The sequence below is a fragment of the Bradyrhizobium sp. UFLA05-108 genome (assembly GCF_059803455.1).
The window spans coordinates 1-20869 of sequence record NZ_JBANAZ010000011.1; the positions used below are offsets into that span (position 1 = coordinate 1).

At 63.7% G+C, this 20869-nt stretch carries 18 protein-coding genes and 1 pseudogene; 5 read left to right on the forward strand and 14 right to left on the reverse strand.

Annotated features, from left to right (window positions below):
• The first annotated feature begins 65 nt into the window (after nucleotides 1-65).
• The 3 genes from SO140_RS10575 (at nucleotide 66) to SO140_RS10585 (ending at nucleotide 3429) form a co-directional block, all read left to right on the forward strand.
• A complete protein-coding gene (locus SO140_RS10575; protein WP_449377499.1) occupies nucleotides 66-1217 on the forward strand; it encodes an HlyD family secretion protein in 1152 nt (383 codons plus the stop codon).
• A 113-nt stretch (nucleotides 1218-1330) separates the two neighbouring features.
• Nucleotides 1331-2947, forward strand: a complete 1617-nt coding sequence (locus SO140_RS10580) for an MDR family MFS transporter (RefSeq protein WP_449377500.1) — start codon at nucleotides 1331-1333, stop codon at nucleotides 2945-2947.
• A gap of 20 nt (nucleotides 2948-2967) precedes the next feature.
• Nucleotides 2968-3429, forward strand: coding sequence for a carboxymuconolactone decarboxylase family protein (locus SO140_RS10585; RefSeq protein ID WP_449377501.1), 462 nt, complete (start codon nucleotides 2968-2970; stop codon nucleotides 3427-3429).
• Between the two features lie 140 nt (nucleotides 3430-3569).
• Here the strand turns inward: SO140_RS10585 and SO140_RS10590 are convergent, their stop codons facing one another.
• The 6 genes from SO140_RS10590 to SO140_RS10615 form a co-directional block, all read right to left on the reverse strand.
• Nucleotides 3570-4430, reverse strand: a complete 861-nt coding sequence (locus tag SO140_RS10590) for a D-amino-acid transaminase (protein WP_449377502.1) — start codon at nucleotides 4428-4430, stop codon at nucleotides 3570-3572.
• A 194-nt stretch (nucleotides 4431-4624) separates the two neighbouring features.
• Entirely contained in the window at nucleotides 4625-5356 is a 732-nt protein-coding gene (locus SO140_RS10595; protein ID WP_449377503.1) for an amino acid ABC transporter ATP-binding protein, read from the reverse strand.
• A gap of 190 nt (nucleotides 5357-5546) precedes the next feature.
• Nucleotides 5547-6239 (reverse strand): amino acid ABC transporter permease, encoded by a 693-nt coding sequence (locus SO140_RS10600; protein WP_449377504.1) that lies wholly within the window; start codon nucleotides 6237-6239, stop codon nucleotides 5547-5549.
• Between the two features lie 2 nt (nucleotides 6240-6241).
• On the reverse strand, nucleotides 6242-6973 hold the full coding sequence (locus tag SO140_RS10605) for an amino acid ABC transporter permease (RefSeq protein WP_449377505.1): 732 nt from the start codon (nucleotides 6971-6973) through the stop codon (nucleotides 6242-6244).
• Between the two features lie 113 nt (nucleotides 6974-7086).
• Nucleotides 7087-7998, reverse strand: coding sequence for an amino acid ABC transporter substrate-binding protein (locus SO140_RS10610; protein WP_449377506.1), 912 nt, complete (start codon nucleotides 7996-7998; stop codon nucleotides 7087-7089).
• Nucleotides 7999-8079: 81 nt separating this feature from the next.
• A complete protein-coding gene (locus tag SO140_RS10615) occupies nucleotides 8080-9465 on the reverse strand; it encodes a M20 family metallopeptidase (RefSeq protein ID WP_449377507.1) in 1386 nt (461 codons plus the stop codon).
• A gap of 211 nt (nucleotides 9466-9676) precedes the next feature.
• On the opposite strand from SO140_RS10615, the gene SO140_RS10620 reads away from it, so the two are divergent.
• Nucleotides 9677-11056, forward strand: a complete 1380-nt coding sequence (locus SO140_RS10620) for an LLM class flavin-dependent oxidoreductase (RefSeq protein WP_449377508.1) — start codon at nucleotides 9677-9679, stop codon at nucleotides 11054-11056.
• 92 nt (nucleotides 11057-11148) lie between these two features.
• On the opposite strand, the gene SO140_RS10625 is transcribed toward SO140_RS10620, so the two are convergent.
• The 4 genes from SO140_RS10625 to SO140_RS10640 all read right to left on the reverse strand — a co-directional run bounded on the left by SO140_RS10625 (nucleotide 11149) and on the right by SO140_RS10640 (nucleotide 16515).
• A complete protein-coding gene (locus tag SO140_RS10625; RefSeq protein ID WP_449377509.1) occupies nucleotides 11149-12810 on the reverse strand; it encodes a thiamine pyrophosphate-binding protein in 1662 nt (553 codons plus the stop codon).
• Nucleotides 12811-13093: 283 nt separating this feature from the next.
• Nucleotides 13094-13597, reverse strand: a complete 504-nt coding sequence (locus SO140_RS10630) for a GFA family protein (protein WP_449377510.1) — start codon at nucleotides 13595-13597, stop codon at nucleotides 13094-13096.
• 174 nt (nucleotides 13598-13771) lie between these two features.
• The gene (locus SO140_RS10635) at nucleotides 13772-14899 is read right to left on the reverse strand and encodes an alkene reductase (protein WP_449377511.1); all 1128 of its coding nucleotides are present in this window, start codon (nucleotides 14897-14899) and stop codon (nucleotides 13772-13774) included.
• Nucleotides 14900-15018: 119 nt separating this feature from the next.
• Nucleotides 15019-16515, reverse strand: a complete 1497-nt coding sequence (locus tag SO140_RS10640) for an aldehyde dehydrogenase family protein (protein ID WP_449377512.1) — start codon at nucleotides 16513-16515, stop codon at nucleotides 15019-15021.
• A 198-nt stretch (nucleotides 16516-16713) separates the two neighbouring features.
• On the opposite strand from SO140_RS10640, the pseudogene SO140_RS10645 reads away from it, so the two are divergent.
• Nucleotides 16714-17563, forward strand: a pseudogene (locus SO140_RS10645) (SDR family NAD(P)-dependent oxidoreductase).
• Nucleotides 17564-17726: 163 nt separating this feature from the next.
• On the opposite strand, the gene SO140_RS10650 reads toward SO140_RS10645, so the two are convergent.
• From SO140_RS10650 to SO140_RS10665, 4 genes are all read right to left on the reverse strand, one after another.
• Nucleotides 17727-17933, reverse strand: a complete 207-nt coding sequence (locus SO140_RS10650) for a hypothetical protein (protein WP_449377513.1) — start codon at nucleotides 17931-17933, stop codon at nucleotides 17727-17729.
• Nucleotides 17934-18004: 71 nt separating this feature from the next.
• Nucleotides 18005-18418 carry a Rieske (2Fe-2S) protein gene (locus SO140_RS10655; RefSeq protein ID WP_449377514.1) on the reverse strand — a complete coding sequence of 138 codons (414 nt, stop codon included), beginning with the start codon at nucleotides 18416-18418 and terminating at the stop codon, nucleotides 18005-18007.
• A 7-nt stretch (nucleotides 18419-18425) separates the two neighbouring features.
• Entirely contained in the window at nucleotides 18426-19538 is a 1113-nt protein-coding gene (locus tag SO140_RS10660) for an amidohydrolase family protein (protein WP_449377515.1), read from the reverse strand.
• Nucleotides 19539-19606: 68 nt separating this feature from the next.
• Nucleotides 19607-20668, reverse strand: coding sequence for an amidohydrolase family protein (locus tag SO140_RS10665; protein ID WP_449377516.1), 1062 nt, complete (start codon nucleotides 20666-20668; stop codon nucleotides 19607-19609).
• Between the last annotated feature and the right edge of the window lie 201 nt (nucleotides 20669-20869).

Genomic DNA, 20869 nt, shown 5'->3' on the forward strand with positions numbered 1-20869 from the left:
GCGCACATTGGCAGCCAACGAGGGCGAGCTTCCCAGAGAGGACGCCCGGAGATCCGGAGAGTGCCATGTCGACCACCGCTTATGTTTCTGAACCGACTGCGAAAATCCGGCTTCGTCCCTCGCGCCGGGCAATCAAGCGGGCAGCCATTGCGCTCGCTCTGGCGCTCGGCGTCGCGGCGGCCGGCGATTTTGCCTACGACTACCTGACGACCGGGCGCTATCTCGAATCCACCGATGACGCCTATGTGAAGGCGGACTCCACGATCATCGCGCCGAAGGTCTCCGGCTACATCGCCCAGGTGCTGGTCGGCGACAATGAGAAGGTCAAAGCGGGTCAGGTGCTGGCCCGGATCGACGATCGCGATTTCAGGGCTGCGCTCGACCAAGCCCGCGCCGACGTCGCCGCCGGCGAGGCCTCGGTGCGCAATCTCGATGCGCAGATCGCGCTGCAGCAGCCCATTATCGAACAGAGCACCGCCGATGTCGCCGCGGCGGAGGCCAACCTGAAATTCGCGCAGGAGGAGCGTGCGCGCTACGACGACCTGATGAAGTCGGGGTCCGGCACGATCCAGCGCGCGCAGCAGACCGATGCCGCGCTCCGCGCCAGTGATGCGCAATTGCAGCACGCCAAATCGGGACTGTTGGCGGCGCAGCGCAAGGTCGACGTGCTCACCACCGAGCGCGCCAAGGCCGTTGCGCAGCTCGAGCGCGCACGCGCGGTCGCGGAGCAGGCCTCGCTCAATCTCTCCTACACCGAGATCACCGCGCCGGTGGACGGCACGGTCGGTGCCCGCTCGCTGCGCGTCGGCCAACTCGTGCAGGCCGGCACGCAATTGATGGCGGTGGTGCCGCTCGACGCGGTCTATGTCATCGCCAACTTCAAGGAGACGCAGCTCACCCACGTGCGCGCAGGCCAGCCGGTGGAACTGCAAATCGACAGTTTCCGCAATCAGACGCTGCGCGGCCATGTCGACAGCCTGTCGCCGGCGAGTGGCCTCGAATTCGCGCTGCTGCCACCCGATAACGCCACCGGCAACTTCACCAAGATCGTGCAGCGCGTGCCGGTGAAGATCGTGCTCGACGACCACAGCCTGAGCGGCCTGTTACGCCCGGGCATGTCGGCGGTTCCGACCGTCGACACCAAGCAGGCCGTCCTGGCCGAGCGTGACATCGGCAAGCGCGTCGCCGACACTACCGTGCGCGCGAACGGCGGCTGAGGCCGCCTCTTCGCCGATTATCAAGCTCTGCCGGACGATCCTTCCAAAACTTCCGCGATTATCGAAACCATCCGCCTAATGCATCCTGTCTCAGTAAACGAGACGAGGCTTCCATGAGCACGCTCCAACCCGCCCTCACCGCTACGTCCACTGCATCCACTCCGGTTCCAGCCGCGCCCCTCGCGCCGGCCGTTTCTGCAAAAACCTGGATCGCCGTGATCGGCGCAACCCTCGGCGCCTTCATGGCGGTGCTGAACATCCAGATCGTCAACGCCTCGCTCGCCGATATCCAGGGCGCGATCGGCGCCGGCATCGACGATGGCGGCTGGATCTCGACCTCCTATCTGATCGCCGAGATCGTGGTGATCCCGCTTTCCGGGTGGCTCGCGCAGGTGTTTTCGATCCGCGTCTACCTGCTGACCAACGCGGTGCTGTTCCTGATCCTGTCAGCCGCCTGCGCGCTGGCGCAGGACCTGCCGCAGATGATCGTGCTGCGCGCCGTGCAGGGCTTCACCGGCGGCGTGCTGATCCCGATGGCCTTCACGCTGATCATCACGCTGTTGCCGCGCGCCAAGCAGCCCGTCGGGCTCGCGCTGTTCGCGCTGTCGGCGACCTTTGCACCGGCGATTGGCCCGACCATCGGCGGCTATCTCACCGAGAATCTGGGCTGGCAGTACATCTTCTACGTCAACCTGGTGCCCGGTGCGATCATGCTCGGCATGCTCTGGTACGCGCTGGAACCACAGCCGATGAAGCTCGCGCTGCTGCGCGACGGCGACTGGGCCGGCATCATCACCATGGCGATCGGCCTCTCCGCGCTTCAAACCGTACTGGAGGAAGGTAACAAGGACGACTGGTTCGGCTCGCCCTTCATCGTCAAGCTGTCCGTCATCGCTGCGGTTGCGCTGACCGCGTTCGTCATCATCGAGCTGAGCGTCGACAAGCCGCTTCTGAACTTGCGCCTCCTGGTCCGCCGCAATTTCGGCTTCGCGATATTGGCGAACTTCCTGCTCGGCATCGCGCTCTACGGTTCCGTGTTCATCCTGCCGCAATATTTGTCACGCATCCAGGGCTACAATGCCGAGCAGATCGGCATGGTGCTGGCCTGGACCGGGCTGCCGCAGCTTCTCTTCATTCCGCTGGTGCCGCGCCTGATGCAGCGCTTCGATGCGCGGATCGTGATCGGAATCGGCTTCGTTCTGTTCGCGGCCTCCAACTTCATGAACATCTACATGACCAGCGACTACGCTGCCGATCAGCTCTTGTGGCCCAATGTTGTCCGCGCGATCGGCCAGGCGCTGGTCCTGACGCCGCTGTCGGCGGTCGCGACATCAGGCATCGAGCCGGAGAATGCGGGCTCGGCCTCCGGCCTGTTCAACATGATGCGTAATCTCGGCGGCGCCGTCGGCATCGCGTTGTTGCAGACCGTGTTGACCAAGCGCGAGCAGTATCACTCCAACGTGCTGATGCAGTCGGTCTCGATGTTCGAGCAGGCGACCCGGACGCGGCTCGAACAACTGACCCAGTATTTCGTCAATCACGGCGTCGTCGATCGCACCGATGCGGCGCACCGCGCCTATGTCGCGATCGGCCATGTCGTGCAGAAGCAGGCCTTCATCCTCGCCTTCAGCGACACCTTTTACCTGCTCGGCGCGGCGCTGATCGTCGCGCTGATCGCCTCCCTCTTCCTGAAGAAGCCCGGCCATGTTTCGGCGGGCGGAGCCCACTGACCAAACCAAGGAGAACGACCATGAAGCCGCGCATGAATTTCTTCCAGGCTGCCCCCGACACGATCAAGGCCCTGAACGCGCTGGAGACCCAGATCCAGTCGACGGGCCTCGAGAAATCGCTGATCGAGATCGTCAAGATCCGCGCCTCGCAAATCAACGGCTGCGCCTTTTGCATCAACATGCACACCGAGGACGCACGTAAGCGCGGCGAGACCGAACAGCGCATCTATCTGCTCAATGCCTGGCGCGAATCCCCGCTCTATACCGATCGCGAGCGCGCGGCACTGGCCTGGACCGAGTCGGTGACCCTGATCTCCGAGACGCACGCACCCGACGACGTCTACGAGCAGGTCCGCGCGCAGTTCTCCGAGGAGGAGACGGTGAACCTGACCATGCTGATTGCGACGATCAATGCCTGGAACCGGCTCGCGATCTCGTTCCGTTCGATCCATCCCGTGAAGGTGAAGGCGTCGGTGGCGTGAGGGGCGGGACGCCCCTCACGGGCAATTCTCGTAGGGTGGGCAAAGCGAAGCGTGCCCACCACTTCTATCGCACTCGTGGAGAGATGGTGGGCACGGCGCAAGCGCGCCTTTGCCCACCCTACGATAGCTGAGTATGTGGCTTAAACCCCCGTCGCTTTCGCAAACTCCACGTAGATCTCACGCAGCCGTGTCGCCATCGGGCCAGGCTTGCCGCCGCCGACCTGCTTGCCGTCGATCGCGACCACCGGCTGCACGAAGAGAGAGGCGCTGGTGATGAAGGCTTCCTTGGCGGCGAGCGCTTCAGCGACGGTGAAGGCGCGCTCCTCGACGCGGAGCTGGCGCTCTTCGGCGAGTGCAACCACGGCCTTGCGGGTGCAGCCGGGCAGGATGGAATTCGAATTCTGCCGCGTCACGATGACGTCGTCCTGGGTCAGGATGAACGCCGACGACGAGCCGCCCTCGGTGACAAAGCCGTCTTCGAGCATCCAGGCTTCACCCGCGCCGGCTTCGGCGGCGGCCTGCTTTGCCAAGACTTGCGCCAGCAGCGCCACGCTCTTGATGTCGCGCCGTTCCCAGCGGATGTCAGGCACCGTGATGACGTTGATGCCGGTCTTGGCCGAGGCCGCATTGACGATGTCCTTCTCGGACACGAACATGACCAGCGTCGGCTTGACGTCGCCCTTGGGGAAAGCGAAATCGCGCCCCGCGTCGGCGCCGCGCGTCACTTCGAGATAGACGAGGCCATTGGCAAGCTTGTTGCGTGCGACGAGCTCCTTCTGGATCCCGGTGATGCGCTCGACCGTCTCGGGCAGCTTGAGCTTGATCTCGCCGACGGAGCGTTCGAGGCGCGCCAGGTGCGAGGCATTGTCCACCAGCTTGCCGTCGAGCACGGCAGCGACCTCATAGATGCCGTCGGCGAACAGGAAGCCACGATCGAGGACGGAGATTTTGGCTTCCGAAAGCGGGACGAAAGAGCCGTTGACGTAGGCGATCGAGTCCAAGGCAGGTCTCCTGTCGGGAATGCGGGAATTGCCTGCTCCTATACGAAATTCGCGGGCGGCGATAAACCCTCAACTGTCATTCCGGGGCGCGACGAAGCAAATGAGCCCGGAATCCATAACCACCGCTCGCTGTCATGGATTCCGTGCCTGGCCGTGCGGGCCATCCCCATTGCGCAATGGGGATGAAGACGGAGTTAGTGAGAGAGAATCTTCGACAAGAACTTCTGTGCGCGGTCGCTTCTGGGCTTGCCGAAGAAGTCGTCCTTCGGGGCGTCCTCGACGATCTCGCCACGGTCCATGAAGATCACGCGGTTGGCGACCTTGCGGGCAAAGCCCATTTCGTGGGTGACGACCATCATGGTCATGCCTTCGCGGGCGAGGTCGACCATGACGTCCAGCACCTCGCTGATCATCTCGGGATCGAGGGCGGAGGTCGGCTCGTCGAACAGCATGGCGATGGGATCCATCGCGAGCGCGCGCGCGATGGCAACACGCTGTTGCTGGCCGCCGGAGAGCTGCGCCGGAAACTTCTGCGCCTGCTCCTTCAAGCCGACGCGCTCCAGAAGCTGCATGCCCTTGGCCATCGACTTGTCGTGACCCCGCCCCAGCACCTTCTCCTGCGCAAGGCAGAGATTGTCGATGATCTTCAGGTGTGGGAAGAGCTCGAAGTGCTGAAACACCATGCCGACGCGCGAGCGGAGCTTTGGCAGATCGGTCTTGGAATCATTGACCTTGGTGCCGTCAACCGTGATATCGCCCTTCTGGAAGGGCTCCAGCGCATTGACGCATTTGATCAGCGTGGATTTGCCCGAGCCCGAAGGGCCGCAGACGACCACCACCTCGCCCTTGGCGACATTGGTGGTGCAATCCTTCAGCACCTGGAACGAGGTGCTGTACCATTTGTCGACGTGACTGATCTCGATCATGTGTGACTCAAGCGTATCAACGAATGCGGATCACCTCTCCCATAGGGAGAGGTCGACGCGCAGCGTCGGGTGAGGGTTCAGGTCTATCGATGGAGCGAAACCCCTCACCCGGATCGCTGACGCGATCCGACCTCTCCCTATGGGAGAGGTGAGGGGCACCGCATTTCGAAATCTCAGGTTCACAATCCACCTAGCGGATGATGGCGATGCGCGACTGCAGGCGACGAACGCCGAAGGACGCAATGCAGGAGATGGTGAAGTAGACGACGGCGGCGAACAGGTACATCTCGACGAGACGCCCGTCGCGCTGCGCGACCTTGCTCGCCGCGCCCAGGAAATCCGTGATCGAGAGCACGTAGACCAGCGAGGTGTCCTGGAACAGCACGATGGTTTGCGTGATCAGCACGGGCAGCATGTTGCGGAACGCCTGCGGCAGCACGACGTAGCGCATGGTCTGCGCATAGGTCAGGCCGAGTGCGTTCGCCGCGGCCGGCTGCCCGCGCGAGATCGACTGAATGCCGGCGCGCATGATCTCGGAGAAATACGCCGCCTCGAACATGATGAAAGTGATGAGCGAGGAGGCGAACGCGCCGACCTTGATCGGCCGCGGCGCGCCGGTCAGCCACTGCCCGATATAGGGCACCAGGAAGTAGAACCAGAAGATGACCAGCACCAGCGGCAGCGAGCGCATGAAGTCGACATAGAGACCGGCGATGCGGCCGAGCAGCTTGTAGCCGGACAGCCGCATCAATGCGATTGCCGTGCCGAAGACCAGGCCGCCGAGCGCGGCGAGCGCGGTCAGCATCAGCGTGAACGTCATGCCCTCGTAGAACAGATAGGGCAGCGCGCGGCGGATGACGTCGAAATCGAAATTGCCGAGCATCGCTATTTCCCCGTGATGTAGCCGGGGATCGCGACCCAGCGCTCGAGGAAGCGCATTGCGGTCACGACAACGGCGTTGACGAGGAGATAGAGGATGGTCGCGGCGGTGAAGGCCTCGAACACCTGGAACGAGAATTCCTGCATCGAGCGCGCCTGCCCGGTCAATTCCAGCAGGCCGATGGTGATGGCCACCGCGGTGTTCTTGATGGTGTTGAGAAACTCGGAGGTCAGCGGCGGCAGGATGATGCGGAACGCCATCGGCAGCAGCACGTAGCGATAGCCCTGCACGGTCGTCAGGCCCAGCGCGGTCGCCGCCATCCGCTGCCCGCGCGGCAGCGAGCCGATGCCGGCCTGCAATTGCACGGCGACGCGCGCCGACATGAACAGGCCGACGCCGATCGCCGCCGTCCAGAACGGCGCGTTCGGCAGTTGCTTCAGCCACAGACCGGCGGCCTTCGGCAGCATTTCCGGCAGCACGAAGAACCACAGGAAGAGCTGCACCAGCAGCGGCATGTTGCGGAAGAACTCGACCCAGCAAAAGCCGAACCAGTAGGCGGCCTTCGACGGCAGCGTGCGCATCACGCCGACGATCGAGCCGGTGATCAGCGCGATGATCCAGGCCAGCACCGCGGTCTCGAGCGTCAGCACCAGTCCCGACAACAGCATGTCGAGATAGGTGCCTGTGCCCATCGGGTTCGGCTGGAAGAAAATTCCCCAGTTCCAGTTGTAGTTCACGAGTCCCCCGCGCGAACGCGACAATCACAGATACTGTTAGCGTCTATGCAAATGTCCGGCCATTCCCTCTCCAGAATGGCCGGACAATGCTCCTGATCCCTTGGGACCGAGGCTTACTTATAGTCGTCCGGGTTCGGCGAGTCCGACGGCTTGGCGAACTCGTTCTTCAATTCGGCCGAGATCGGCGTGTTGAGGTTCAGGCCCTTCGGCGGGATTTTGGCGGTGAACCACTTGTCGTAGATCTTCTGGCCCTCGCCGCTGGTGTAGAGCGCCGCGGTCGCCGCATCCACCACCTTCTTGAAGGCAGCATCGTCCTTGCGCAGCATGATGCCGTAGGGCTCGGGCTTGGAGAACGCGTCCTTGGAGACTTCATAATCGGCCGGGCTCTTCGAGCCGGCGACGAGGCTTGCGAGCAGGATGTCGTCCATCACGAAGGCGACGGCGCGATCGGTCTCCACCATCAGGAAGGCTTCGGCGTGGTCCTTGGCCGGAATGATGTTGGCGCCCAGGCCCTTCGCGACGTTGGCTTCGGTGAGCTGCTTGATGTTCGTGGTCCCGGCGGTCGAGACCACCGTCTTGCCCTTCAGATCGTCGATCGACTTGAGGCCGCTCGACTTCTTGTAGACGTAGCGGCTCGCGGTCAGGAAGTGGGTGTTGGTGAAGGCGACCTGTTTCTGCCGCTCGGCATTGTTGGTGGTCGAGCCGCATTCGAGGTCGATGGTGCCATTGGCCATCAGCGGAATGCGGGTGGCCGAGGTCACCGGGTTGAGCTTGACCTCGAGCTTGTCGAGCTTGAGCTCCTTCTTCACGGCGTCGACGATCTTGTAGCAGATGTCCATCGCAAACCCGACGGGCTTCTGGTTGTCGTCGAGATAGGAGAACGGGATCGAGGAATCGCGGAAGCCAAGCGTGATGGCCCCGGTATCCTTGATGTTCTTGAGCGTGCCGGTCAGCTCCTCGGCACTGGCCTGGCTCACGACCATAGTGGCGGCGAGCGCGAGGCCGAAGTTACGGAAATGTTTCACTTTTTTCTCCCCTTACGGAATGGCGGCCGGATGCTTGCATAAATCGGGCCGGATTAGAATGTGACTTTCGGAGCCCTTCACCTAGCCGAGCGGACGGGGTAGCTCCCCGAGGTCCCAGAACAGACCGGCCATGACGGTCAGCGCCTCCTCTGTCAATGGCATCAGGATGTGCTCGTTTGGCGCATGCTGGGAGCAGCCGGGATAGGAATGCGGCACCCAGATCGTCGGCAGGCCCAAAATCTCGGAGAACACGTCGTTCGGCAATGAGCCGCCGAAATTCGGCAGGATCGCCGGCGCTTTGCCGGTCGTCGCTTGCACGGAGTCCGCGGCCCATTTGATCCAGGGGCTGTCGAAATCGGTGCGCGAGGCGGCAAAGCTCTGCGCCGCCCGCACCTCGACCATCGGAAATCCCTTTGCGGCGAGATGGGCGCGGATCGCGTCGATCATACCGTCGATCTTCGTGCCGACCACGAAGCGCAGTTGCAGCACGGCGTTGGCGTGGCCGGGAATCGCATTTGCCGGCTTCTCGATGTTGCCCGACGACATCGCCAGCACTTCGAGTGTGTTCCAGGCATAGAGCCGCTCCGCTGCCGACAATCCGTCCTCGCCCCAGTTTTCGGCGAGCGTAGGCTCGTCTTCCGTCGGCTCGACTTTAACGTCAGCAAGGATGGTGCGGATCTGGTTCGTGAGGCGCGGCGGCTTCAGGGCCTCGAGCTGGAGGCGGCCATGGCCGTCGACCAGCGTGGAAATCGCGTTCACCAGGATCGTCGCCGGGTTGGCGAGCACGCCACCCCAATTGCCTGAGTGATTTCCGCCATCGCGCAGGTTGACGTCGAGGTGGATGCGGATGCCGCCGCGGCAGCCGAGGAACAGCGTCGGGCGATCCGCCGACAGGCGCGGCCCGTCGGAGGCCATGAAGAGATCGGCCTTCAGCGCCTCGCGGTTGAGATCGCAGACCTTGCCGAGATCGGGCGAGCCGATCTCCTCGCCCATCTCGACGACGAATTTGGCGTTGAAGCCGAGCTTGCCGCCGCGTGCCGCGCGCACCGCGCGAAGTGCGGCCATGTTGATGCTGTGCTGGCCCTTGTTGTCGGCGGTGCCGCGTCCATAGACGCGAATACCTGATGTCGTCGTGCGCCAGGGATCGCGATTGTCGCGCCACTCGCCCTCCATGCCGTCGACGACGTCGCCATGGCCATAGATCAGAACGGTCGGCGCGGACGCGCTCTCGATATGCTCGGCAATCAGGAACGGCGCCTTGCCGCTCGGCGATTCCACCAGCCGGCTCGCGAAGTCGAGCGCGGCAAAGGCAGGCTGCATCTCCTGTTCCAGATAGGCACGCAGCTCGGCGCCGCGCGAGGCGCTCTGGCTCTCGGTGCGATAGGCGACGCGGCGGTCGAGCTCTGCGAGGAACGCCCCGGATGAGAAATCCTCACGGGCGCGGGCGATGGCGTCGGCTCTGGTCATTTCGTTCTTTGTCAAGCCTGGATTTGGAACAAGCGTAGCGGGATACGCCGTCTTTCGGAAGTGGCGGGGGTTGGCAATTGACTCTTGCTAATGGCCGGAGCTTCTTGAATTTGGCCCTTGCCGAGAGCAAGCCGGATGCAAGAACTTGGCCAACTGCCCGGCACCGATAGCATCGAGGCAAGTCCAGGTATAGTGGCGCCGAGGGACAAGCATGGCAAAAGAAATTCGGCTCAACGCCTTTGCGATGAATTGCGTCGCGCATCAATCGCCGGGCCTGTGGACCCATCCGCGCGACCGCACCGCCGAATACAATCGCCTGCCCTACTGGATCGATCTGGCGAAGACGCTGGAGCGCGGCCGCTTCGACGGCTTGTTCCTGGCCGACGTGCTCGGCGTCTATGACGTCTATGGCAACAGCCCCGATGCCGCACTACGCAACGCAGCGCAAACGCCGTCGAACGAGCCGCTGCTGCTGCTCTCGGCGATGGCCGCGGTGACGCAGAATCTCGGTTTTGGCGTTACCTCCAACCTCTCCTTCGAGCCGCCCTATCCCTTCGCGCGGCGGATGTCGACGCTCGACCATCTGACCGAGGGGCGGATCGGCTGGAACGTCGTCACCGGCTATCTCGACAGCGCGGCGCGCGCCGCCGGCAAGGACAAGCAGACCGCGCATGATGATCGCTACGACATTGCCGACGAATATATGGAGGTCGTCTACAAGCTCTGGGAAGGAAGCTGGGAGGATGATGCGGTGCTGCGCGACCGCGCGCGCGGCATCTTCACCGATCCGGCAAAGGTGCATCGCGTCGCGCATGAGGGCAGGAATTTCCGGCTCAACAACACGATTCATCTGAGCGAGCCGTCGCCGCAACGCACGCCCGTGCTCTACCAGGCCGGCACCTCGCCGCGCGGCCGGCAGTTCGCGGCCCAGCATGCCGAATGCGTGTTCATGTCCGGACCATCCGCGAAGGTGATCGCACCGCGCGTTGCTGCCATCCGTCAGACGGCGGCCGAGCTCGGGCGCAACCCGGCCGAGATCCTGATGTTCTCGATGATGACGCTGATCCTCGGGCGGACCGAGACTGAGGCGAAGGAGAAATACGCCGACTACCGCCGCCACATCAGCCCCGAAGGCGCACTGGCCCTGATGTCCGGTTGGACCGGCGTCGATTTTTCCGGCTACGAGCTCGATCAGCAGGTCCGTCACGTGCAGAACGATGCCGGCCGCAGCGCGATGGACAACGTCACCCGCGCCGATCCCGATCGCGTCTGGACCGTGCGCAACGTCATCGAGCATGTCGGCATCGGCGGTGCCGGCCCGGTCGTGGTGGGAACGCCGGAGATGGTCGCCGACAGGATCGAGGAATGGTTCGAGGCCACCGACGTCGACGGGCTGAACGTAGCGTTTGCGATCTCGCCCGGCGATTTCGAGGATATCGCCGACATGCTGGTGCCGGAGCTGACCCGGCGCGGCCGCTACAAGGCGGAGTACGCGAAGGGCACGCTGCGGGAAAAACTGTTCGGAGGAGGCCGCGCCCGGCTCACCGCGCCGCACCCGGCCGCGGGTTATCGGGTGGGGAGGAAAGGGTAGGCTGGCTACTTTGCATGGGGTTGTTTTTCAGATTTTTGTCTCGATTGCGGGTCCTGGCTTTCGCCAGGACGACATTGGGGAAGCCTCGTACCCTACACCTTCCCGTCCACCATCACCTCGATCAGCTTGGTGCCGGGGCGGTTGAAGGCGGACGACAGCGTGGACTTCAACTCGGCAGGATCGTTCACCCTGATCGCCTCGCATCCCAGTGACCGCGCGATCCCGGCAAAATCCACCGGCGGGTCGACGAAATCCATGCCGACGTAATTGTCATCGCCGTGGAAGGCGAGCAGGCGTTGCTTGATGATGCGGTAGCCACCATTGTTGGCGATCACGATCGTCAACGGCAGCTTGTGGTGGGCGGCGGTCCAGAGCGACTGGATCGAATACATCGCGCTTCCATCGCCGGAGAAGCAGACCACAGGCCGCATTGGGTTGGCCAGGCTGATGCCGACGGAGGCCGGCAGGCCCCAGCCGATGCCGCCGGAGGCAAGGCCGTGATAGCCGTAGCGGTCGCGATGCGGGCGCAGGCTCGCGATCTGGCGGCCGGAGGTGAGGCCCTCATCCACGAGGATGGCGTTGTCGGGCATCGCCTCGACCATTTGCAACGTCAGCCAGTCGGGGTCGATAGGCGAGCGGTCCCTCGCCTTCGTGATCTGCTCGACCAGCGCGGCGCGGCGTGCGGTCCAGTTCTTCGGCGCAAGTTCGGCGAGACGTTCTTTCGCGCGCCGCTCCAGCGCCGCGCCACCCATTTCCTTGAGCACCGGCATCAACGCGCGCAGCGTTTCCCTCACGTCAGCCTTGAGCGCGATCTCCGCGCCAAAATTCTTGGCGATCTCCCAATCGGCGAGACCAACCTGCACGATGGATAGTCCATCCGGCAGCGGGTCGACCTCGCTGTAGACCGACATCCGCAACGGATCGCCGCCCAGCGCGATGAGCAGATCGTAAGACGCAAGCGTATCGCGCGCCACCTTCTGGAGGCGCGCAAGCGTACCGACGAAACTCGGGCTCTCGGAGAGAAAATGCGCGCCATAGGCCGTGGACGATTGATAGGCGGCTGCCCCCAAGAGCTCCGCGAGTGAGGCGGCTTCCTTCAGCGCGTCGCTCTTGACCACCTCGTCCATCGTGACGATGACGGGACGCTCGGCCTTCAGGAGTCGTGCGGCGAATGCCTTCAACGCCTCATCAGACGGCCTTGTGTGCGCATCGATGCGGGTGGAACGGCTAAGATCAATGCCCGCTTCGCTATTGAGGATGTCGCCGGGCAACGAGATAAACACGGGGCCGGTCGGCGGCGTGGTCGCGACCTTGGCGGCGCGGCGCACGATGCGCGGCAGGTCCTCCAGGCGCGTCACCTCGACCGCCCATTTCACCAACGGTTCGGCCATCCGCACCAAAGGCCCATAAAGCACCGGCTCCATCAGGCCATGCCCCTGCTCCTGCTGGCCTGCGGTCAAAATCATCGGCGTGCCCGTGAACTGCGCGTTGTAGAGCGAGCCCATGGCATTGCCGAGGCCGGGCGCGACATGGACGTTGCAGGCGACAAGTTGTCCGGAGGCGCGGCTGAAGCCGTCGGCGATCGCAACCACCAGGCTTTCCTGCATCGCCATCACATAGGTGAGATCGAGATGGTCCTTCAGCGCATGCATGATCGGCAATTCGGTGGTGCCGGGATTCCCGAACAGATGCGTGATGCCTTCGTCCTTGAGCAGCGCGAGAAAAGCAGAGCGGCCGGTGATACGGTTCTTCATGTTTCCTCCTGATCTCACGGACGTTGCCGGAGGGCGGGACATGATGGCCGAAGTCGAAGCACGCGCGCAAGGAAGCGCGGTCATGGCTGCGTTGCATGGAAGCGGCAAACTTTCGCTCGCGTGTCCCGGACGCGGCGCAGCATCATGAGCGCGTTTACGCGCATCTTCGACGCTATGGTGATGCGACGCTGAGCCGGGCCCCCTCGCGCACCGCTGTTGCATAGGCCCCGGCTCGGCAGTGCGGCACTTCGCGCCGCACTGCGTCCAGGGCACGAAAGCGGGGCTACATCTCCTCGCGCCCGAGTTCGAACGGGTCCTCGCCGCTAGCGCGCTTCTTCTTTTTCGAGCGCTGCCAGACCACGCCGGGAAAGCCCTTCAGCGGCACCAGCGGCTCGCCGGTATAGGCCCATTCCTGGAGCTCGTCGATCGCGATGTGATAGAGCGGCTGGCGGCCGGTGCGCTCGTTGAACAGTGCGCGGGGAATGTTGACCATGTGCGGGCCGCGCGGGCGCTCATAAGCGATCGGCGTGCCGCAATGCGAACAGAAGCTGCGCGCAGTCCTGGTCGCCTTGTCCTCATAGCGTGTGATCGCGGCTTTTCCGGAGGTGATGCGAAAGCGCTTCTTCCAGCTTCCGACGTAGGTCGCATAGGCCGCGCCATGGGCGCGGCGGCTGGCTGCGGAGTGATCGTGCCAGGCCCAGCGCGCAGGGATGTCGATCTCGAAGGTGACCTTGCCGCACAGGCATTGTCCGGTGGCGGTTCCTGCGGCGACTGCGGCTTTGGCCATGGTGCGTCCCTCATCGTCATTGCGAGGGCAGCGAAGCAATCCAGAAACGCATCCGCGGAAAGACTCTGGATTGCTTCGCTACGCTCGCAATGACGGAGATTGGGTTTTCCGTGGGAGCAATCAATGTAGACCCGTTACCCCGGAGGAGCGAAGCGCAATCCGGGCATGTCAGCGTCAAGCCGGCGTCAGCTCGTCATACACCGGATAATCCGTGTACCCCTTCTCCTCGCCGCCGTAGAACGTCGCGCGATTGTAGGGTGTGATCGGATAGTCGTGCTGGAGGCGGCGCGGCAGATCCGGGTTGGAGATGAAGATGCGACCGAACGCGACGATGTCGGCGTGGCCGTCGGCGATCGCGGCATTCGCCGTTTCGCCGGTGAAGCCTCCGGCAGCGATCAGGAGGCCGTTATAGAGCGGCCGCAACAGCACCATCGCCGATGGCACATTCTGCCAATTGACGTCGGCGCGGCCCGCGCCGCTGGAACGCGGCTCGATGACATGCAGGTAGGCAAGGCCGAGCTTGTCCAGCGCTTTCACGACAAGCGTGTAGAGCGGCATCGGGTCCGGCTCGCCGGAATCATTGGCGATGCCGTACGGCGAGAGCCGTACGCCGACGCGGTTCGCACCCCAGACGTCGATCGCGGCCTGCGTGACCTCGAGCAGCAGGCGCGCGCGATTTTCGATCGAGCCGCCATATTCATCGGTGCGCTGGTTGCTGCGCGACTGCAAAAACTGCTCGAGCAGATAGCCGTTGGCGCCATGGATCTCGACGCCGTCGAATCCGGCAGCGAGCGCGTTCTTCGCAGCCTGCCGGAATGCCTCAACGATGCCCTTGACCTCCTCGGTTTCGAGCGCGCGCGGCGTCTCATAGTCGGCGATCTTGCCGTCGGCGGTCATCGCCTTCATGCCCTCGGCCTTGATCGGAAGCGCAGATGGCGCAACAGGCAGCTCCCCGCCGTGGAAGGAGGAATGCGAGACGCGGCCAACGTGCCAGAGCTGGAGGAAGATGATGCCGCCCTTGGCGTGCACGGCGTCGACGACCTTGCGCCAGCCCGCGATCTGCGCATCTGAATAGATGCCCGGCGTGGCGGGGTTGCCGCGGCCGCGCGAGAGCACGGGCGAGGCTTCGGCGATGATAAGGCCGCCCGGCGTGGCGCGCTGGCCATAATATTCGGCATTGAGGTTGCGCGGCGCAAAGCTCTCGCGCTCGGCCCGCATGCGTGTCAACGGCGCCATCGCGACACGATGCGCAAGCTTGCATGGACCGACTTGCAACGGTTGAAACAACGCCGGGAATTTCATGCTGGCCCCGAATGGCTATGGAAGGATAGGGATCATATAGCGAGGGGCGGCCACCAGAAAAGGTGCCGCCCCTGCAAACGGAATTTTCCGTCCCACGAGATGTGGGACGGAAACGGGCATTACGCCGTCTTGATCCAGACGGCCTTCACGTTGAGATATTCCTCGACGTGCTGCTTGCCGGACTCCCGGCCATAGCCGCTCATCTTGTACCCACCGAACGGAACGGCCGGATCCATCGCCTGATAGCAATTCACCCACACCGAGCCGGCGCGCAGCGACTTTGCAACGTGATGCGCCTTGCTGACGTCACGCGTCCACAGACCCGAGCCGAGGCCGAACATCGTCGCATTGGCGCGCTTGACGAGCTCATCCATGTCCTTGAAGGCGATCGCAGAGATCACGGGGCCAAAGATCTCCTCCTGCGCGATGCGCATGTTGTCCTGGACACCTGCGAATACCGTCGGCGAGACGAAGTAGCCCTTGGCGAGCGCGCCTTCGGTGACGCGGCCGCCGCCGGCAAGCGCCTTGGCGCCTTCCTTCTGGCCGACATCGAGATAGCCGGTGACGCGCTCGAGCTGCTGCTCGGAGACCAGCGGGCCGATCTGGGTGTTGGGATCGAGACCGTTGCCGACCTGCAGCTTCTTGCCGAACTCGGCGACGCGGCCGACGAACTCGTCGTAGATCGCCTGCTCGACGAACAGCCGCGTGCCGGCGCTGCAGATCTGCCCGGAATTGGCGAACACCGCCATCGCCGCGCCCGGCACGGCCGCGTCGAGATCGGCGTCCGCAAACACGATGTCCGGCGACTTGCCGCCCAGCTCGAGCGAGACGCGCTTGAGGTTGCCGGCCGAGGCGCGGATGATCGATTGGCCCGTGATGTGCGAGCCGGTGAAGGCGACCTTGTCGACATCGTGGTGCGAGGCAAGCGCCGCGCCGGCGGTCTCGCCATAGCCCGGCACGACATTGATGACGCCGGGCGGCACGCCGGCTTCGAGCGCGAGCTCGGCGATGCGCAGCGAGGTCAGCGGCGCTTCCTCGGCTGGCTTCAGCACCACGGTGCAGCCGGTCGCAATCGCCGGCCCGATCTTCCAGATCGTCGCGGTGAATGGGCCGTTCCAGGGAATGATGGCGCCGACGACGCCGACCGGTTCCTTCAGCGTGTAGGAGAATATCGCGCCGGGCAGCGAGTTCTCGATGGTCTCGCCATGGATCGCGGTCGTCTGCCCCGCATAGTAGCGGAGCATGCCGAGCACGCGCAGCTTGTAGGAGCGGGTGCGGCTAACGGGCGCGCCCATGTCGAGCGTATCGAGCTGCGCCAATTCGTCGAAATTCTTCTCGATGAGGTCGGCGAGCTTGAGCAGCAGGTTCTGCCGCTCGAACGGCTTGACCTTGCCCCACTGTCCCTCGAAGGCTCGGCGCGCGGCCGCAACCGCACGGTCGATGTCTTCCTTGTCGCCCTCGGCGACGGTTGCGAGCAGCTCGCCGGTCGCGGGGTTGCGGGTCTCGAAGCGCTTGCCCGAGGCCGCATCGACCCATTTTCCGTCGATCAGCATCTGCTTGTACGACCCGTTGGCGAACGGATGGCGCGTGATCGGAATAGCCTGCGACACAGCCATGGCTGCACTCCCTCTGACTGACTTGATTGGGTTCGATCTGGGCGGGATCGTTAGATCGGCCAAAATACAGCGGTGCCGAATGGGCGTAAAGCCGGCGCGGAACGAAGACCTCCCATGCCGACTTGTGCATGGTCGCAGGATTGCCGTGCTATAGGTCGCTCGTCCTCTCATCTGCGCGCCGTGATCCGGAGTATTCCCATGCCGCACCCTGCCCTGTCAGCCAATAACGTTGCCGTGATAACGGGTGGTGCGTCCGGCATCGGTCTCGCCGCCGCGGAACAATTTGCAAGGCGCGGCATGAATCTGCATCGCCGACGTCGACTCGGTACGGCTGACGCAGGCCGAAACAAAGCTGTCATCGATCGCGCCCGGCGGCGCCGATCACGTGATGGCTGCCGTGGTTGATGTCAGCCGGCCGGAGAGCCTGACGGAACTGGAAGCCGCTGTGCAGAAACGCTTCGGCGGAACGGACGTGCTGATGAACAATGCCGGCATCCAGCCGGGCAGCACGATGTTCGGCGAGCCCGACACCTGGCAGCGCGTCGTCGACGTCAACATGTGGGGCATCATCAACAGTGCGCGCATCTTTGCGCCCAGCATGGCCGCACGCGGCAAGGCCGGCCTCATCATCAACACCGGATCGAAGCAAGGCATCACCACGCCGCCAGGCGATCCCGCCTACAACGTCTCGAAGGCCGGCGTGAAGGCGTTCACCGAGGCGCTCCAACACGAACTGCGAAACACCAGCGATTGCCGCATCACGTCACATCTCCTGATCCCCGGCTTCGCCTTCACCGGGCTCACCGCGCGCGGCCGCACCGAAAAACCGGCGGGCGCCTGGACGCCGGAGCAGACAGTCGATTTCATGATTGCTCGGCTCGAAGCCGGCGACTTCTACATTCTCTGCCCGGACAATGACGTGCCGCGCGAACTCGACGAGAAGCGCATGCTGTGGGCCGCCGGCGACATCGTCGAGAACCGCCCGGCGCTCTCGCGCTGGCATCCGGACTATGCGGAGGCGTTTGCAAAGTTCGTGAAAGGCAACTAGGCCTCGCCTCACCATAAGACCCTCATGGTGAGGAGCGCGAAACGCGTCTCCGGACGCATCGCCGGGCGAACCATGAGGCCCGACCGTGGCCAACATCCTTCGAGACGCCCGCTTCTCGCGAGCTCCTAGGATGAGGGGCCGAGCATTGATCGCGCGGGGTCGACTACAGCGTCTCTTGCTGCTGCCCGCATTGCTTGCAGGCGAACTTGACGCGGGTCTGGCCCTTGGGGGCCTGCACCCGGTTCGGTGCGCCGCACTTGCCGCAGAGCGTCTCGATGCGGGTCGTGCCCTGCTTGACGACGATGTTCTTCTTTTCCATCGTCTCGCGGATCAGGCGTTCGGCCTCCTCGCGCAAGGATTGTTTCGACAAAGCTCATCTCCGCCATGAATACGGGCGAGCCTTATCGCAGTTGCGTCGAAATCACAATCGGCAAAGCGGCCTCACACCTCGACGATCACATAGCTGTCTTCAATATGTACCGGAAAGGTCTCAGCGACATACGGGCCCTTCTGCAACTCCTCGCCGCGCTCCACCGCGACCGGATAAGACCGCACCTTTACCCGCGTCGGGTCGAACCAGGACTGGCCATTGCGCATGTCGAATTCCCAGCCGTGCCAGGGGCAGCGCAGGAGCTCGCCGACGCGTGAGCGCTGGTAGACGCCTGGCTCCGGGGAGGTGAGACGCGCGACGCAAGCCGCCTTGTCGAGCGGCGCGCCTTCATGAGGGCAGCGGTTCAACAGCGCGAAGAACTCGCCATTGACGTGGAACACGACGATGTCGCGGCCCGCGATATCGACGACCTTGTTGCCGCCGGGTGGGATCTCCGAGGTGCGGGCGACGATGTGACGGGCCATGCTGGTCTCAGAATTTGTAGACCGCGCGAGCGTTGGCGTTGAAGATCTTCCGCCGCTCGGCCTCGGAGAGCGGCGCCTTGAAGGCGAAGCGCGGATCGTCGAAGTCCCAGTGCGGATAGTCCGACGAGAACAGCAAGCGATCGATGCCGACCCATTCGATCAGCGATCGCAAATGCCGCGCCTCGTCGGGCTCGTCGATCGGCTGCGTCGTGAACCAGAAATGCTCGCGCACATATTCCGACGGCTTGCGCCTCAGATGCGGCACCTCGCGGCGGAAGCGCTCGAAGTGCTGGTCCATGCGCCACACCGCCGACGGGATCCAGCCAAAGCCGCCTTCGATGAAGACGATCTTCAGCTTGGGAAATCGTTCGGGCACGCCCTCGATGACGAGGCTTGCAAGCTGTGCCGCGACGGTGTGCGCATTCGACTGGTGCTCCTCGACGTAATAAGAGGGCCAGCCGCCACCCGTCGGCGCGTGCCCGCCATAGCCGCCGACATGGATGCCGAGCGGCAGGTCGAGCTCCTGTGCACGTTCGTAGATCGGCCAGTAGCGACGGCGCCCGAGCGGCTCGTTGGCACGCGGAGAGACGTTGATCTGGATGTATTCGCCGACCTTAGCGCAGCGATCGATTTCAGCGACCGCAAGGTCGGTGCCGTCCTGCCCGACCAGGATCGATGCCTTCAATCGGGGATCGCGATGCGACCAGAAGGCAAGCTGCCAGTCGTTGATGGCACGCTGGATCGCGGCGCCGAATTCGAGATTCTGCTGCGAGAAGATGAAGAGATCGAGCACCTGCAGGATCCCGAACTCGACGTCGAGCGGATCGAGATGCTGCTTGCGCATGAAGGCGAGATCGGAGCCCGGCGGCCCGCCGGTCGGCGGCCAGGCATCACGCCGCGCGATCAGGGGTGAGGAACGTGGATAGGGCGTCGTGAAGAGATAGGGCGTACGCAGATGACTGCCATATTCCCGGAGATGCTGCTGCCAGCGTTTCGGCAGAAACTCGTTGAGATCGTCAGCCGAGCGAAGGCTTGGATGAACGTCGCAATCGATGATCTTCAGCCGCGTCGCGGCGGACTTGTCTCCCTCCAGCTGCGGGCGGTCGATGACGTCGCTCATGCGATCCTCCGGATATTATTTTGCGCATGATCCTATCGGAAAACCGGCTCCCATTTTTCCGGATCATGCTAGTTCAGTTGCAACCGCCGAAATGTCTCCAGCGGATTGTCAACGCACATTTTCGCGATGATGCTCTTTGGCAGGTTCGGCGGGATCGGATCGTCGCCGTCAAACTGCCAATGCGGATAGTCCGACGCGAACAGGAACATCTTCTCGGAGCCGATCTGATCGATGATCTCCTCGACGCTTCTGGCATCCGCCGGCGCATCAAACGGCTGCATGGTGACGCGGACGTTGTCGCGAATGATCGCTGCCGGCTCGCGCTCGACCCAGGGCACCTCGACACGCACGCCACGCCAGGTCTTGTTGGCGCGCCACATGAAGGCGGGCAGCCAGCTCACGCCCGATTCCATCAGCACGACCTTGAGATCTGGGAATTTGCCGAACACGCCTTCATAGATCAGGCTGAGGAGCTGGGCCTGAAAGGCCTGCGCCTCGACGAAGTAATATTCGTAGCGATGCGACGGCCAACCGGCCGAACTCGGCGCGTAGCGATATTGCGTGCCGGCGTGGATCGCGAGCGGCAGGCTGTACTTCTCGGCAAGCCGATAGACTGGCCAGAAGTGGCGGCGGCCGAGCAGCGTCTCGCCCTGCGCCAGCACAAGGATGGACACAAAGCGGTTGTCGCCGGCACGCCGCTCGATCTCCTCCATGGCGAGATCCGGCGCCTGCATCGGCACGACGATGGACGCCCGCAGGCGCGGATCGCGCGACAGCCATTCGGCAGCGATCCAGTCATTGATCGCCTTGCAGAAGTCCGCAGCCATGTAGGGATCGTAGACGGCCTGCGCGCCATAGAGCACGTTGAGGATGGCGTGGCTGGCGCCGAGTTGATCGAACGTGCCCTTCTGCACCATCGCAAGGTCAGAGCCCGGCCTTGCGCCGCTCGAGGGGCGCCAGTCGGCGCGGCCGGAGAGCGGCATGCTCGGCGGATAGCTGGTGAGATCGAGCCCGTCGATCGCGCGGCTCACCACCTGCTCTTTCCAATGATCGCTGAGATAGGGGAGCAGCGTGGTGCGGGTGCCCCCGACCGCCGGGTGGACATCGCAATCGATGCGCGTCGCCGCCATGGAAAGCTTCCTCGGGCAATCTTTATTGGCGGCGTTGTTCACACCGCGTCCTCAGACTGCTCCGCCGAGGCAGGAATCGCAAGGCACGTGGCCGGAGCGTTAGACATGCCTCCGATGCGTGTTCGCACCTGCAACACGTCCCCGAGTACATCTGCACGCTCAACAACGCTCCAGCCAATGGCTAAAATTTCGCCTGTCGCA